Source organism: Mycobacterium seoulense, assembly GCF_010731595.1.
GTDB classification, from domain to species: Bacteria; Actinomycetota; Actinomycetes; order Mycobacteriales; family Mycobacteriaceae; genus Mycobacterium; species Mycobacterium seoulense.
Genome location: NZ_AP022582.1, coordinates 2,964,788 through 2,978,967, shown reverse-complemented (window position 1 = coordinate 2,978,967; position 14,180 = coordinate 2,964,788). Strand labels below are relative to the sequence as shown.

Annotated in this window: 14 protein-coding genes; 7 read left to right on the top strand and 7 right to left on the bottom strand. The window is 69.0% G+C overall.

Annotation, left to right across the window (positions count from 1 at the left end):
* Positions 1-29: 29 nt before the first annotated feature.
* On the bottom strand, positions 30-473 hold the full coding sequence (locus G6N37_RS13580; RefSeq protein WP_308205471.1) for a lipoprotein LpqV: 444 nt from the start codon (positions 471-473) through the stop codon (positions 30-32).
* A gap of 114 nt (positions 474-587) precedes the next feature.
* Between G6N37_RS13580 and G6N37_RS13575 the strand changes: the two genes are divergently transcribed.
* Both G6N37_RS13575 and G6N37_RS13570 read left to right on the top strand, forming a co-directional pair.
* Entirely contained in the window at positions 588-1,163 is a 576-nt protein-coding gene (locus G6N37_RS13575; protein ID WP_163681136.1) for a cysteine dioxygenase, read from the top strand.
* Positions 1,163-1,603: a rhodanese-like domain-containing protein gene (locus G6N37_RS13570; protein ID WP_163681133.1), complete on the top strand. Its 441-nt coding sequence runs from the start codon at positions 1,163-1,165 to the stop codon at positions 1,601-1,603. The genes G6N37_RS13575 and G6N37_RS13570 overlap by 1 nt, the downstream gene beginning before the upstream one ends.
* On the opposite strand, the gene G6N37_RS13565 is transcribed toward G6N37_RS13570, so the two are convergent.
* From G6N37_RS13565 to G6N37_RS13555, 3 genes are read right to left on the bottom strand one after another with little or no spacing between them, the layout of a single operon-like run.
* Positions 1,604-3,364 (bottom strand): alpha/beta hydrolase, encoded by a 1,761-nt coding sequence (locus G6N37_RS13565; protein WP_163681130.1) that lies wholly within the window; start codon positions 3,362-3,364, stop codon positions 1,604-1,606.
* Positions 3,365-3,371: 7 nt separating this feature from the next.
* Positions 3,372-4,163 carry an enoyl-CoA hydratase gene (locus tag G6N37_RS13560; RefSeq protein WP_163681127.1) on the bottom strand — a complete coding sequence of 264 codons (792 nt, stop codon included), beginning with the start codon at positions 4,161-4,163 and terminating at the stop codon, positions 3,372-3,374.
* A gap of 12 nt (positions 4,164-4,175) precedes the next feature.
* Entirely contained in the window at positions 4,176-5,213 is a 1,038-nt protein-coding gene (locus G6N37_RS13555) for an enoyl-CoA hydratase/isomerase family protein (protein WP_163685023.1), read from the bottom strand.
* A 212-nt stretch (positions 5,214-5,425) separates the two neighbouring features.
* On the opposite strand from G6N37_RS13555, the gene G6N37_RS13550 reads away from it, so the two are divergent.
* Positions 5,426-6,277: a Bax inhibitor-1/YccA family protein gene (locus G6N37_RS13550; RefSeq protein ID WP_163681124.1), complete on the top strand. Its 852-nt coding sequence runs from the start codon at positions 5,426-5,428 to the stop codon at positions 6,275-6,277.
* A gap of 193 nt (positions 6,278-6,470) precedes the next feature.
* Here G6N37_RS13550 and G6N37_RS13545 read toward each other — a convergent pair whose 3' ends face one another.
* Positions 6,471-7,688, bottom strand: coding sequence for an acetyl-CoA C-acetyltransferase (locus tag G6N37_RS13545; RefSeq protein ID WP_163681120.1), 1,218 nt, complete (start codon positions 7,686-7,688; stop codon positions 6,471-6,473).
* Between the two features lie 83 nt (positions 7,689-7,771).
* Positions 7,772-8,746: an SGNH/GDSL hydrolase family protein gene (locus G6N37_RS13540; protein WP_163681117.1), complete on the bottom strand. Its 975-nt coding sequence runs from the start codon at positions 8,744-8,746 to the stop codon at positions 7,772-7,774.
* A 230-nt stretch (positions 8,747-8,976) separates the two neighbouring features.
* On the opposite strand from G6N37_RS13540, the gene G6N37_RS13535 reads away from it, so the two are divergent.
* From G6N37_RS13535 to G6N37_RS13520, 4 genes are all read left to right on the top strand, one after another.
* Positions 8,977-10,044, top strand: a complete 1,068-nt coding sequence (locus G6N37_RS13535; protein ID WP_163681114.1) for an alpha/beta hydrolase fold domain-containing protein — start codon at positions 8,977-8,979, stop codon at positions 10,042-10,044.
* 70 nt (positions 10,045-10,114) lie between these two features.
* Positions 10,115-11,509, top strand: coding sequence for a cystathionine beta-synthase (locus tag G6N37_RS13530; protein ID WP_163681111.1), 1,395 nt, complete (start codon positions 10,115-10,117; stop codon positions 11,507-11,509).
* 78 nt (positions 11,510-11,587) lie between these two features.
* Positions 11,588-12,301: an RDD family protein gene (locus tag G6N37_RS13525; protein WP_163681108.1), complete on the top strand. Its 714-nt coding sequence runs from the start codon at positions 11,588-11,590 to the stop codon at positions 12,299-12,301.
* 48 nt (positions 12,302-12,349) lie between these two features.
* The gene (locus G6N37_RS13520; protein WP_163681105.1) at positions 12,350-13,510 is read left to right on the top strand and encodes a cystathionine gamma-synthase; all 1,161 of its coding nucleotides are present in this window, start codon (positions 12,350-12,352) and stop codon (positions 13,508-13,510) included.
* 22 nt (positions 13,511-13,532) lie between these two features.
* Here the strand turns inward: G6N37_RS13520 and greA are convergent, their stop codons facing one another.
* Entirely contained in the window at positions 13,533-14,027 is a 495-nt protein-coding gene (greA, locus tag G6N37_RS13515) for a transcription elongation factor GreA (protein ID WP_007168983.1), read from the bottom strand.
* Between the last annotated feature and the right edge of the window lie 153 nt (positions 14,028-14,180).

Sequence of the window (14,180 nt, the reverse complement as noted above, 5' to 3'; positions counted from 1 at the left end):
GAGTTCAATCGCGCACGAGTTCGAAGGGACTAGCCGCATTCGTCGGCGGCGGCGGCGCGCGCGGCGGTGATCACGGCCGCCTGCCGGGCCGGCGTCAGATCCGCCCATCGGGCGTTCCAGCTGCCCGCGGTGCCCGTCGGCGCGGCCTGGACCATCGCCAGATAGGGCTCGAACAGCGACTGAGGGGTCCGTGGCTGGGCGTCCATCCACACTTTCGCGGCATGACAGGCCTGGTAATACTCTTCCTCGGTCGAATTCGCGGGGACGTCGACCCTGGTCGTCACACCGCCGGGGGAGAGCCCGACGGCGCCCGGCGGCGCCGCGCTGACACCCCCCGGCGCGGCGGCCGGCTGCGCCGACGGGGACGCGGGCTTGCCGCTCGGGGCGCCGGGCGAGCACGCCGCGCCCGACAGCAAACCGGCCGCCACGACGAGCGTGCCCCACAGCCCGGGTCGACGGCCGCACCAGCGCACCCTCCCAATCTATGCAACACTGGCGGCCGTGATGGAGCGCTTCGGATTTTGCGAGTGTTGTCGGCCGTAACACGCCGCCGCCCGTCCGATCCCGTTTGCTCTGGAGCTCCCCCAATGTCTGTGCCCCTCGCCGCCCCGGCTGCGCCGCGCCCGCGCACCGTCTCGTCCCCGTCGTCGGGACCGACCCGCCTGCGGGTGCCCGACCTCCTGCACGCCACCGACCAGGCCGCCGACGACGTGCTGAGCGGACGCTGCGATCACCTGCTGCCGCCGGGCGGGTTGCCCGAGTCGCGCCGCTGGTTCACCCGCATCCACGGTGACGAGGAGCTGGACGTCTGGCTGATCAGCTGGGTTCCCGGCCATCACACCGAGCTGCACGATCACGGCGGTTCCCTCGGCGCGCTGACGGTCGTGTCCGGATCGCTCAACGAATTCCGTTGGGACGGGCGCGCCTTGCGGCAGCGCCGGCTGGAGGCCGGCGATCAGGCCGGATTCCCGCTGGGCTGGGTGCATGACGTGGTGTGGGCGCCCCGGCGCGTGGCCGTGCCCGTCTCGGGTCCCGCGCGGCCTGCGCTGAGCGTGCATGCCTATTCGCCGCCGTTGACCGCGATGTCCTACTACGAGGTCACCGGCCGAGATCGGTTGCGCCGCCGGCGAACCGAACTGACCGATCAACCGGAAGGACCGTGATGAGTCGCATCGACGTCGTGTTGAGATCCGCCCGCCGCCGCTACCGTCGTCTCCCCGCGGCCGAAGTGCCCGACGCGCTGCGGCGCGGGGCGGTGCTCGTCGACATCCGGCCGCAGGCCCAGCGCTTGCGGGAGGGTGAGATTCCCGGTGCGCTGGTGATCGAACGCAACGTGCTGGAGTGGCGCTGCGACCCGACCAGCGAGGCCCGGCTACCCGAGGCGGTCGGCGACGACGTCGAATGGGTGATCGTGTGCTCGGAGGGCTACACCTCCAGCCTCGCGGCCGCGGCGCTGCTGGACATCGGCCTGCACCGCGCCACCGACGTCGTCGGGGGATACCACGCGCTCGCGGGTGCCGGTGTGCTGGAACAGCTTTCCGGCGCCGCCCCGGTCGATGCCGGTCCTGCAGCTCTCGCCAACGCCGGTCGTCGCTGGCTCTAGCTACCCGGTGGAGGTGGCATCCGAATGCAGCAGCGGCCGCAGCCTGTTGGTCTTCTCCGGCGTCCAACCGGGCGGTGAGAGCACCGCGGCCCAGCCGTCGGCCGCGTCGGCCACATAGTGGTGGCCGTGCCCCTCGGGGACGTCGACCGCCACCGCCATGTCCGCCGAAACCTGCAGGAACGTCACCACCGGGATCCAGCGTGTGTCGGGCAGCACGTCATAGCCGCGCCGTTCCCGCAGCCAGTCCGGTTCGCTGAACAGCAGGTCGGGCGACCACCAGGCGATCGGATCGGAGGCGTGCTGCAGGTAGACCACCCGCGGGTGGTCCCACGGGGCGTTCGGGCGACCCAGATTCGTTGGGCGAGCGACGAACCGGACATTCTTGCCGTCGTCGTAGACCGGCAGCCACTCCGGGGATCCAGCGTCGCGCGTCGACGTCAGGTCGGTCCAGATGGTGTTCTGGAATGTCGGCCCGCTGAACAGGGCGCCGTCGGTGCGGGCGAGGACGTTGTTGAGGCTCATGAACGGCGCCTCGCCGCCGAACGATCCCAGGCTTTCCCCGAACACGACGAGCTTGGGGCGCTGCGCTTCGGGCATCTGGCGGATCAGGCGGTCGACGGCCTCGAACAGTGCCTGCCCGGCGTGGCGGGCGTTCTCCTTGTCCACCAGGAAGGACAGCCAGCTCGGCAGGAACGAGTACTGCATGCTGACGATCGCGGTGTTGCCGTTGTACATGTACTCGAGCGAATCGGCTTCCGCCTCGTTGATCCAGCCGGTGCCGGTGGTGGTCGCGACGGCGACGACGGCGCGCTGCAGTCCGCCGGTGCGCTGCAGCTCGCGCGCCGCGAGTTCGGCGGTCGCCGTGATCCCGTCCGCGGAGTTCAGCCCGGCGTAGGCGCGGATCGGCTCGGTGGCCGGAGCGCCGTTGAAGGCGCTGAGCTGGGCGACGGTGGGGCCGGCTTCCACGAAGATGCGGCCTTGGTGGCCAAGGGATTCCCACGACACCAGCGACTCGGGGCCGCCGGATCGCAGCGGGGTCTTCGGCGGCGCCGTGTCGGGATTCATCTCGTTGTTCGCCGAGGCGAAGGTGTTGTTCATGGTGCGCATGGCGAACTTGAGCACGACACCGTTGAGCACGGTGATGGTGAGCACCACCAGCAGCGCGACCACGATGGTCGCCGACAGCCGGAACGGCGCGATCCGGTCGACCTGGCCGACCAGGAACCTGACCAGCCACCGGATGAACTTGCCGATTTCGACCAGGGTGAACAACACCACCAGCGACAGGCCCGCGGCCACCGGGTAGTCGTACCACTTGAGGTGCGCGACGCCCATCAGGTCGCGCACGTTGTCCTGCCACACGTGGAACCAGACGGCCATCAACACCATGCCCAGGGCGCCGATCGGGATCAGCACCATCCACGCCCAGCGCGGCGGCGGGGGACTGTGATCCTTGGCGCGCATGTAGCGGACCAGCCACACGGCGAAGACCCCCAGCCCGTAGCCGCTGGCTCCGGAGATCCCGCTGACCAGCCCCTGGAACAGCGCGCCGCGCGGCAGCAGCGACGGCGTCATGGAGAACCAGATGAAGACGAGGCCGACCGTGGTGCCGGTGAACGTGTAATGACGTACCCACCAAGGCTTTTCGGTCCACCGAGGCCAGCGAGTTGCCGGGCGGGCTTCGGGTTCGGTTTCCGCGGGTGCGGCCTCCTCGGTGGTCACCGCCGTCGGGTTGTTCGTTGCTGGACCCGCCTCGCTCATCGCCGGCTTACCTGTGGGTGAAGTTGGGAGCGCGCTTCTCGACGAACGCCGCCATGCCTTCGGACTGGTCCTCGGTCGCGAAGGTCGAGTGAAAGAGGCGTCGTTCGTAGAGGAGCCCTTCGGACAGGGTCGATTCGAATGCGCGGTTGACGGCCTCCTTGGCCATCCGGGACGCCGAGCGGGACATTTGCGAAATCGTCGTGGCGACGGCCTTGGCCTCGGTCAGCAGGTCGTCGGCCGGCACCACGCGCGAAACCAGGCCGCTGCGTTCGGCTTCGGCGGCGTCGATGGTGCGCCCGGTCAGGATGAGGTCCATGGCCTTGGCCTTACCGATGGCGCGGGTCAGGCGCTGGGAGCCGCCCATGCCCGGCAGCACGCCGAGTTTGATCTCCGGCTGGCCGAACTTCGCCGTGTCCGCGGCGATCAGCACGTCGCACATCATGGCCAGCTCGCAACCGCCGCCGAGCGCGTGTCCGGCGACCGCGGCGATGGTCGGCGTGCGCACGGCGGCCAGCTTGGCCCAGGGGGCGAAGAAGTCGGCGTCGAACGCGTCGGCGAAGGTCAGGTCGGCCATCTCCTTGATGTCGGCGCCGGCGGCGAACGCCTTGGCCGAACCGGTGATGATGATCGCCCCGATGCCGGGATCGTTGTCGAACTCCGTTGCCGCGCTGGTGACTTCGTTCATCACCTGGGTGTTCAGCGCGTTCAGGGCTTTCGGCCGGTTCAGGGTGATGGTGCCGACGCGCCCGTCGCGTTCGACCAGGATGGTTTCAAAGTTCTTGGAGCCAGTGTCCGTCATCCAATCGCCTTTCTAGAAACTCAAGTCGTCGTCGACCGGGGCGAAATACGCCTCGACATCTGCGGCGGTCACCGCGGCCAGCGTCGCCGGCGACCATTTCGGGTTGCGATCTTTGTCGATCAGCTGCGCCCGGATGCCCTCGACCAGGTCGTGCGACCGCAGCGATGCCGACGACACCCGGTAGTCCTGGATGAGAACGTCTTTCACCGTCTGAAGTCTGGCGGCGCGTCGCACGGCCTCCAGGGTCACCGACAACGAGATCGGCGAGCGGGTGGCGATCAGGTCGGCGGCGTCCTGGGCCGGTCCGGCGTCCTGCTTACGCAGACTCGCGACGATGTCTTCGACCGTGTCGCCGGCGTAGCATTCGTCGATCCAAGGGCGTTGCGCGGCAAGGCCGCTCGGCGGCGGCTCGACGGCATGCGCGGCGATCGCGCTCTGGACGCCCTCGGCGACGATGGCCCGGGTGAACGCGTCGAGATCGTCGTGCGGCACGTAGTGGTCGGCGAACCCCATGGCGATGGCGTCGGCGCCCGAAAACGGCGCTCCGGTCAGCGCCGCGTGCAACCCCAGCCCCCCGGGTGCCCGGGACAGCAGGAACGCCCCGCCGACGTCGGGAATGAAACCGATGCCGACCTCGGGCATCGCAATCTTGGAGGTGTCGGTCACCACCCGGGTGTTCGCGTGCGCGCTGACGCCGACGCCGCCGCCCATCACGATGCCGTCCATCAGCGCCACGTATGGCTTGGCGAAATCGGCGATCTGGCCATTGAGCAGGTACTCGTCTCGCCAGAACCGCCGCGCCTCGATTCCGTCCCTGCGCGCGCTGTGGTAGATCGACACGACGTCGCCGCCGGCGCACAGTCCACGCTCGCCGGCGCCGGAGAGCACCACCGCACGGATGGTGTCGTCGTCCGCCCAGTCGGTGAGGATGGCGCTGAGCGCATCCACCATCTGCTGATTGAGCGAATTGATCGCCTTGGGGCGGTTGAGCGTGATCAGGCCGACGTCGCCGTCGACCCGGGTCAGAACCTCGTCGGATTCCTCGGCCACGCCCTTGCCTCCCATCACCGGTCCACCCCCGAGGGAAAAATCTAGATCGTGACGACCGGCGCGATACCCGCGGGTAAGGGTTATCTTTGACGCGACGACAGCAGCAAAGCCTCCAGGCATTCCAAACATGCCCAGGTCGCCGGGAACCCGGACGGGACGCTGCTCGTTGAGATTGTGTTCGCACAGCTCGAGCCAATAGAGAGGATCCGACGGTGCGGGAGACAAGCAACCCGGTATTTCGTTCGCTGCCCAAGCAGCGGGGCGGATACGCGCAATTCGGTACAGGCGCGGCCCCGATGCAAGGGTATGGAGCCGACCCCTACGCGGCCCCCTATCAGGCTCCCTACCAGGAGGCCAGGGCTTCGCGTCCGCTGACCATCGACGACGTCGTCACCAAGACCGGCATCACGCTGGCGGTGCTGGCGCTGTCCGCCGTGGTCTCCTACTTCCTGGTGGCGTCCAACCTCGCGCTGGCGATGCCGCTGACCATGATCGGCGCGCTCGGTGGCCTGGGGCTGGTGTTGGTCGCGACCTTCGGCCGCAAGCAGGACAGCCCGGCGATCGTGCTCAGCTACGCCGTCCTGGAAGGGCTCTTCCTCGGCGCCATCTCGTTCGTCTTCGCCAACTTCTCGGTCTCGCACGCCAACGCGGGCGCCCTGATCGGGGAGGCCGTGCTGGGCACCTTCGGGGTGTTCTTCGGCATGCTCGTCGTCTACAAGACGGGCGCGATCCGGGTGACGCCCAAGTTCACCCGCATGCTGGTCGCCGCGATGTTCGGCGTCCTGGCCCTGATGCTGGGCAATTTCGTGCTCGCGATGTTCCACGTCGGCGGCGGTACGGGCCTGGGCCTGCGCAGCGGCGGACCGATCGCCATCATCTTCTCGCTGGTGTGCATCGGCATCGCGGCGTTCAGCTTCCTGATCGACTTCGACGCGGCCGACCAGATGGTGCGCGCGGGCGCGCCGGACAAGGCGGCGTGGGGCATCGCCCTCGGCCTGACCGTGACCCTGGTCTGGCTCTACCTCGAGATCCTGCGGCTGCTCAGTTACCTGCAGAACGACTAGTTCTCTATTGCGAAAAGACCGGCGCGCCGATTGGCGTGCCGGTCTTTTTCGTGTGGGGACATGCCTCGGGCTGGTCGCGTGTGCACCAGTGGCTTTGGTGTGCGCTGGCGGCGGGGCCCCTCGGCGTGTCGCCGCCCTGGGCGCACACGCGACGCCCAGGGTGAGCACTCAACGTCGCGGCGGTTTCAGCGGGTCAGCTCAGCCGCTCGATGATCATCGCCATGCCCTGCCCGCCGCCGACACACATGGTCTCCAGGCCGAAGGTCTTGTCGTGGGTCTGCAGGTTGTTGATCAACGTGGTCGCGATGCGCGCGCCGGTCATGCCGAACGGGTGGCCGAGGGCGATCGCCCCACCGGACACGTTCAACTTGTCCTCGTCCATGCCCAGCTCGCGCGCCGAACCCAGCACCTGCACCGCGAAGGCCTCGTTGATCTCGTAGAGGTCGATGTCGTTGATCGACATGCCCGCGCGCGCCAGCGCCTTCTTGCACGCCTCGATCGGGCCCAGACCCATGATCTCCGGGGAGAGGCCGCTGACCCCGGTCGACACGATGCGGGCCAGCGGCGTCAGGCCGAGCTCCTTGGCCTTGGTGTCGCTGGTGATCACCAGCGCGGCCGCGCCGTCGTTGAGGGGGCAGGCGTTGCCCGCGGTGATGGTGCCGTTGGGCCGGAACACCGGCTTGAGCTCGGAGACCTTCTCGTAGGTGGTGCCCGCGCGGGGGCCGTCATCGGTGCTGACGGTGGTGCCATCCGGCAGGGTCACCGGGGTGATCTCGCGCTCGAAGAAGCCGCTCTTGATCGCCTCCTCGGCGCGGTTCTGGCTGCGCACCCCCCAGCGGTCCTGGTCCTCGCGGCTGATGCCCGTCATGATCGCGACGTTCTCCGCGGTCTGGCCCATCGCGATGTACACGTCGGGCAGGTTCCCGTCGGCGCGGGGATCGTGCCATTCGTCGGCGCCCGCGGCGGCCGCGGCCGAACGCTCCTGGGCCTCGTCGAACAGCGGGTTCTTGGTGTCGGGCCAGGAGTCGGAGTTGCCCTTGCCGAACCGCGACACGGTCTCCACACCCGCGGAGATGAACGCGTCACCCTCGCCGGCCTTGATGGCGTGGAACGCCATCCGGGTGGTCTGCAGCGAAGACGAGCAGTAGCGGTTCACCGTGGTGCCCGGCAGGAAGTCGTAACCCAACTCGACGGCGACGACGCGCGCCATGTTGAAGCCGGACTCGCCGCCCGGCAGGCCGCAGCCCAGGATGAGGTCGTCGATCTGGTGGGGGTTGAGCGCGGGCACCTTGTCCAGCGCGGCCCGCACCATCTGGGCGGCCAGGTCGTCGGGCCGCATGGAGACCAGCGACCCCTTCATCGCGCGGCCGATCGGCGAGCGGGCGGTTGAGACGATGACGGCTTCAGGCATGACGGTTCCCTTCAAATCCCTTCCGGATTCCGACGAGCTCGCTTCACAAACCGTTGACTCGACGCCGACGGGCTAGACCAAATCTAGTCGTTGCCCACCAGGGGGTGCGACGACGGGGCGGGTCCCGGCACCGGGCGCCGCCACAGCCGCGACATCACGCTGATTCGGGTGTGGCGCTGGCCGAGCACGGGCGGGGTCGTCGACGCCGCCAACTCCAGCGGCGGGATCTCGACCTCTTCGCCCAGCGCCTCGCACAGCGCGCGCAGCAGCGCGTCGGCCGCGATCGCGTACGCCGGGGCGGACGGGTGGAAGCCGTCCGGGGAGAACATCACGTGGGGCGTCGACCGGAATTGGGGCGTCATCAGCTGCGCCAGCGGTACCGGCATGCCGCCGGCGGACCGCACCGCGGCGGCCTGGGCGCGCGCGAGTTGCAGACAACGCTCGTGTGCGATCGAGCGCAGCGGTTGCGGGATGGCGGTGATGACCCCCAGATCCGGACAGGTGCCCGCGATCACCACCGCGCCGCGGGCGCGCAGTTGGCGGACGCTCAGCCCGAGGCGCTGCGCCGACTGGCTGACCCCGTTGAGGGCCGTCACGTCGTTGGCGCCCACCATGATCACTGCCGCATCCGGCGGCGGCCCCGCCACGAACATCGCATCCACCTGGCCGCGAAGGCCTTTCGACGTGGCACCGACGATGGCCTTGGTGCTCAGCCGGATTCGCTTGCCGGTCTGCTCGGCGAGGCCCCGCGCGATCCGCACCCCCGGAACTTCCTCGGCGCTGATGCACCCGTAGCCCGCGGCGGTCGAGTCGCCGAAGATCATCAGGCTCAGATCGAAGGGCACGCCGCGGTGCCAGCGTTCGACCGGCCCACCGCCGCGGGTGTATACCCCGTCCGCGCGTGGCGGGATGTCCCACGCCTTGGGAATGACGGTGCGCGCGTGCGTCGCCTGGCCAACGAGCAGGTTGCGCGCCCCCAGGTAGGCAGTTCCCGTCGAGGCGAGTGCGCCCGCTGTGGCCAGGGCGATCGCCGAACGGCGTGGCACCCGCATGGTCACGAAACCAGTTTAGTTCGGCTTGCATGTTTGCGGGGTCGGCTGACCAACAATCCGATCACGGCGGGAAACGAATTGGTATCGAATCAGGCTATTCAAACGTTGCCCCAAGAAATGCCTGTCACGCTGATCCCCAGGGGTCGGTTGAGCGCCTCGAGCAAACGGCTGAACCAGACGCTTGGCCGCCTCGTCACATGCTGTATCGCACTACAACGGCGTAGGAAGTGTTGAGCATGAGCGCACCCGGCAAGGTATCCGGCCTGCCCCGGAATGCCCTTCGTCCACACGACATCCTGCGGGCCCGCAGAGCCAAGACCCGCAAGTTCGCGATGAGCGATGGCACCCCGGTCGAGGTCCTCGAATCCGGGCCGAGCGTTGCTGCGCGGGTGGCCAACCTGACGACGCGCATGACCGTCCGGCCGGTCCTGTCCGTCGGCAGCCACGTCCCCAACTTTCCCTGGCCGTGGGGCCTCATCGACCTGGCCGCCCGGGTGGTTCTCCCGGTGTCGGCCACGGTCCGCGAGACGGTGAAGTTGCCCAACGCCTCGGCGCAGCTGGTGCGCGCCCCCGGCGTGCTGCCCGCCGACGGCACCCGCCGGGTGGTCGTCTACTTCCACGGCGGCGCGTTTCTGACGTGCGGGGCGAACTCGCACGGCCGGCTGGTCGAGGCGCTGTCGAACTTCGCCGACTCGCCGGTCCTGGTGGTCAATTACCGGCTGTTGCCCAAGCATTCGATCGGGATGGCTCTCGACGACTGTCACGACGGCTACCAATGGCTGCGGCTGCGGGGATACCAGCCGGATCAGATCGTGCTGGCCGGTGACTCCGCCGGCGGCTACCTGGCCCTCGCGCTGGCGCAACGCCTCCAGGAGGAAGACGAGGAACCTGCGGCCCTGGTGATGATCTCGCCGCTGCTGCAGCTGGCGAAGGAATGCAAGCAGGCGCACCCGAACATCAACACCGACGCGATGTTCTCCACCCGGGCGTTCGACGCGCTCGCCGAGCTGGTTGCCAGCGCGGCCCAGAAGCGCAAAGTCGCGGGCAGGCCCGAGGAGATCTACGAGCCGCTGGAGCACATCAAACCGGGCCTGCCGCGGACGCTGATCCACGTCTCGGGCTCCGAGGTGCTGCTGCACGACGCGCGGCTGGCGGCGAGCCGGCTGGCGGCGGTCGGTGTGCCGGCCGAGGTGCGGGTGTGGCCCGGCCAGATCCACGACTTCCAGCTGGCCGCGCCGATGGTGCCGGAGGCGGTTCGCTCGCTCCGCCAGATCGGGGACTACATCCGCGAGGCCACCGGGTAGCCCGGCGGCGGTTGCCGATCAAAGGTAAGCGCGCCGCGCACCCCCAAGACGTGCCTGAGACGATGAACCCATGCGGATCGCCCAGCACATCAGTGAGCTCATCGGCGGCACGCCGCTGGTACGCCTGAATTCCGTCGTTCCCGAGGGCGCCGGCACTGTGGCGGCCAAGGTCGAGTACCTCAACCCTGGAGGCAGCTCGAAGGACCGGATCGCGGTGAGGATGATCGACGCCGCCGAAGCGAGCGGGCTGCTGAAGCCCGGCGGCACCATCGTCGAACCCACCTCGGGCAACACCGGCGTCGGACTGGCGCTGGTGGCCCAACAGCGCGGGTACAAGTGCGTGTTCGTCTGTCCCGACAAGGTCGGCGAGGACAAGCGCAACGTGCTGCTCGCCTACGGCGCGGAGGTGGTCGTCTGCCCGACGGCGGTGCCGCCTGACCACCCGGACAGCTACTACAGCGTCTCCGACCGGCTTACCCGAGAGATCGACGGCGCCTGGAAGCCCGACCAGTACGCCAACCCGGAGGGCCCGGCCAGTCACTACGCCACCACCGGCCCGGAGATCTGGGCCGACACCGACGGCAAGGTCACCCACTTCGTCGCCGGCATCGGCACCGGCGGCACGATCACCGGCGCGGGTCGCTACCTCAAAGAGGTGTCCGGCGGTGCCGTGCGCATCATCGGCGCGGACCCCGAGGGGTCGGTGTATTCCGGGGGCACCGGCCGGCCCTACCTGGTCGAGGGCGTCGGCGAGGATTTCTGGCCGGCTGCATACGACCGCACGGTGCCCGACGAGATCATCGCCGTGTCCGACTCCGACTCGTTCGACATGACCAGGCGGCTGGCCCGCGAGGAGGCGATGCTGGTCGGGGGTTCCTGCGGGATGGCCGTGGTGGCCGCGCTGAAGGTCGCCGAGGAGGCCGGGCCCGACGCGCTGGTCGTGGTGTTGCTGCCCGACGGCGGGCGCGGCTACATGGCGAAGATCTTCAACGACGCCTGGATGTCGTCGTACGGGTTCCTGCGCAGCCGTCTGGACGGCTCGACCGAACAGGCCAGGGTGGGCGACGTGCTGCGCCGCAAATCGGGCGAGCTGCCCGACCTGGTGCACACGCATCCATCCGAGACCGTGCGCGACGCCATCGGCATCCTGCGCGAGTACGGGGTGTCCCAGATGCCCGTGGTCGGCGCCGAGCCGCCGGTGATGGCCGGCGAGGTGGCCGGCAGCGTCTCCGAGCGCGAACTACTGTCGGCCGTTTTCGAGGGCCGGGCCAAATTGGCCGACGCCGTCGCGATGCACATGAGCCCGCCGCTGCCGATGATCGGCGCGGGAGAGCTGGTCAGCGCGGCCGGCAAGGCGCTGCGCGACTGGGACGCGTTGATGGTGGTCGAAGAGGGCAAACCGGTCGGGGTGATCACCCGGTATGACCTGCTCGGCTTCCTCTCCGACGGCCCGCGCCGACGCTAGCGAATCTCGCCCGGCCGCTGCGCGCTCAGGTACTGTAATGCGGCCTGGGTCAGCTGGTCCGCAGTGGAAAGGGTGCCCATGACCGATCAACCGCCGCCCGGCGGCACTTACCCGCCACCTCCCCCGACGCCCGGGTCGTCCGGCGGGCACGAGACCCCGCCCCCTCCGCCGGCGCCCGCCGGTGCGTCCTACCCGCCGCCCCCGCCCCCGCCCGGCGGCGGCTCCTACCCGCCGCCCCCGCCGTCGGCGGGTGGGTACGCCCCACCTCCCCCCGGACCGGCGATCCGCACCTTGCCGACGGAGTCCTACACGCCGTGGCTGACCCGGCTCGTCGCGTTCATCATCGACATCCTCCCGTACGCCGTCGTGCACGGGATCGGGACCGGCATCCTGGTCGCCACGCAGCAGACGGCGTGCGTCACCGATGTCACGCAGTACGCCGTCAATCAATACTGCGCAACGCAGAACTCGACCATCGGCATGGCCGCACAGTGGTTGGCATCGCTGGTGGGGCTGTGCTACCTGATTTGGAATTACGGCTACCGCCAGGGCACCATCGGGTCGAGCGTCGGCAAGTCGGTGATGAAGTTCAAGGTCGTCAGTGAGGTCACCGGCCAGCCGATCGGTTTCGGAATGTCGGTCGTGCGTTCCCTCGCCCACTTCGTGGACGCGATCATCTGCTTCATCGGTTTCCTTTTCCCGCTGTGGGATTCGAAGCGGCAAACGTTGGCGGACAAGATCATGACGACGGTCTGCCTGCCGCTCGACGGGACCGAGGACCAGCCGAGGTAGTCGTGCGGACGCGGTAGCCGGGGCGGCCGTCGCCTAGGCTGATCGTCGATGAGCGCCGACCGCAACGGACACTTCACCGGACTCGCCACCAAGGCGATCCACGCCGGCTACCGGCCGGACCCGGCGACCGGGGCGGTCAACGCCCCGATCTACGCCAGCAGCACGTTCGCCCAGGATGGCGTCGGTGCGCTGCGCGGCGGGTTCGAGTACGCGCGGACCGGCAACCCGACGCGTGCCGCGCTCGAGGCCTCGCTCGCGGCCGTCGAGGGGGGCGGTTACGGGCGGGCGTTCGGTTCGGGCATGGCCGCCACCGACTGCGCGCTGCGCGCCATGTTGCGGCCCGGCGACCACGTGATCATCCCCAACGACGCCTACGGCGGCACCTTCCGGCTGATCGACAAGGTGTTCACGCAGTGGGGCGTCCGCTACACCCCGGTGGCCCTGTCCGACGTGGACGCCGTCCGCGCCGCGATCACCCCGCACACGCGCCTGATCTGGGTGGAGACGCCGACCAACCCGCTGCTGTCCATCGCCGACATCGCGGCCCTCGCGGAACTGGCCAAGCAATCGTCGGTAAAGGTGTTGGTGGACAACACATTTGCCTCGCCCGCGCTGCAGCAGCCGTTGACGCTGGGCGCCGACGTGGTGCTGCATTCGACCACCAAGTACATCGGTGGCCACTCCGACGTGGTGGGCGGCGCGTTGATCACCGACGACGCCGCGCTGGACGAGGCCTTCGCCTTCCTGCAGAACGGGGCCGGCGCGGTGCCCGGCCCGTTCGACGCCTACCTGACCATGCGCGGCCTGAAGACCCTGGTGCTGCGGATGCAGCGGCACAGCGAAAACGCTTCGGCCGTCGCGGAATTCCTCGACGGGCATCAGGCGGTGAGCACCGTGCTGTACCCGGGCCTGCCCGGCCACCCCGGGCATGACATCGCCGCCCGGCAGATGCACGGCTTCGGCGGCATGGTGTCGGTGCGCATGCGCGGCGGCCGGCAGGCCGCCCGGGATCTCTGCGCCCGCACCGAGGTGTTCATCCTGGCCGAATCGCTCGGCGGCGTCGAGTCACTCATCGAACACCCCAGCGCCATGACGCACGCGTCCACGGCCGGTTCGCAACTGGAAGTGCCCGACGACCTCGTCCGGCTGTCGGTGGGCATCGAGGACGTCGCCGACCTGCTGGCCGATCTCGACCAGGCGCTGGCTTAGCCGCCGGGACCCGCGGGCGCGGCTAGGAGTGGTAGGGCTCCGCGCTGACCAGCGTGACCTCGACGGTGTTGCCGTTGGGCACGACGTAGCTGCGGGTCTCGCCGACCTTGGCGTCGATCAGCGCGCCGCCCAGCGGTGAGTTGGGCGAATACACCTCGAGCTTGCCGTCGTTGACGCCCTCCTGGCGGGTGGCGATCAGGAAGGTCTCGGTGTCCGACTTGTCGCCGTTGTAGTAGACCTTCACCACCGATCCGGGCAACGCGACCCCGGACTGCTTGGGCGCCTCGCCGACCTTGGCATTGTTGAGCAGGTCCTGCAGCTGACGAATGCGGGCCTCCTGCTGGCCTTGCTCTTCGCGGGCGGCGTGGTAGCCGCCGTTCTCGCGCAGGTCGCCCTCTTCACGGCGGTCGTTGATTTCCGCGGCGATGACCGGACGATTCGCGATCAACTGATCGAGCTCCGCCTTCAGCCGGTCATGTGACTCCTGGGTCAGCCACGTCACCGAAGTGTCCGTCATCTTTGTCGTGCTCCTTGTGTTGTCGTTCCGCGGTAACCGCGTAAGCCTGTTGACCCCGCCGCCGGAGTATCCGGGTCTGCCCCCGTGTGCTGCCGATCCGTTCTGCTCACGGCCTTAATGCAGCAATACACGGTCCCATCAGGAACCGTGCAT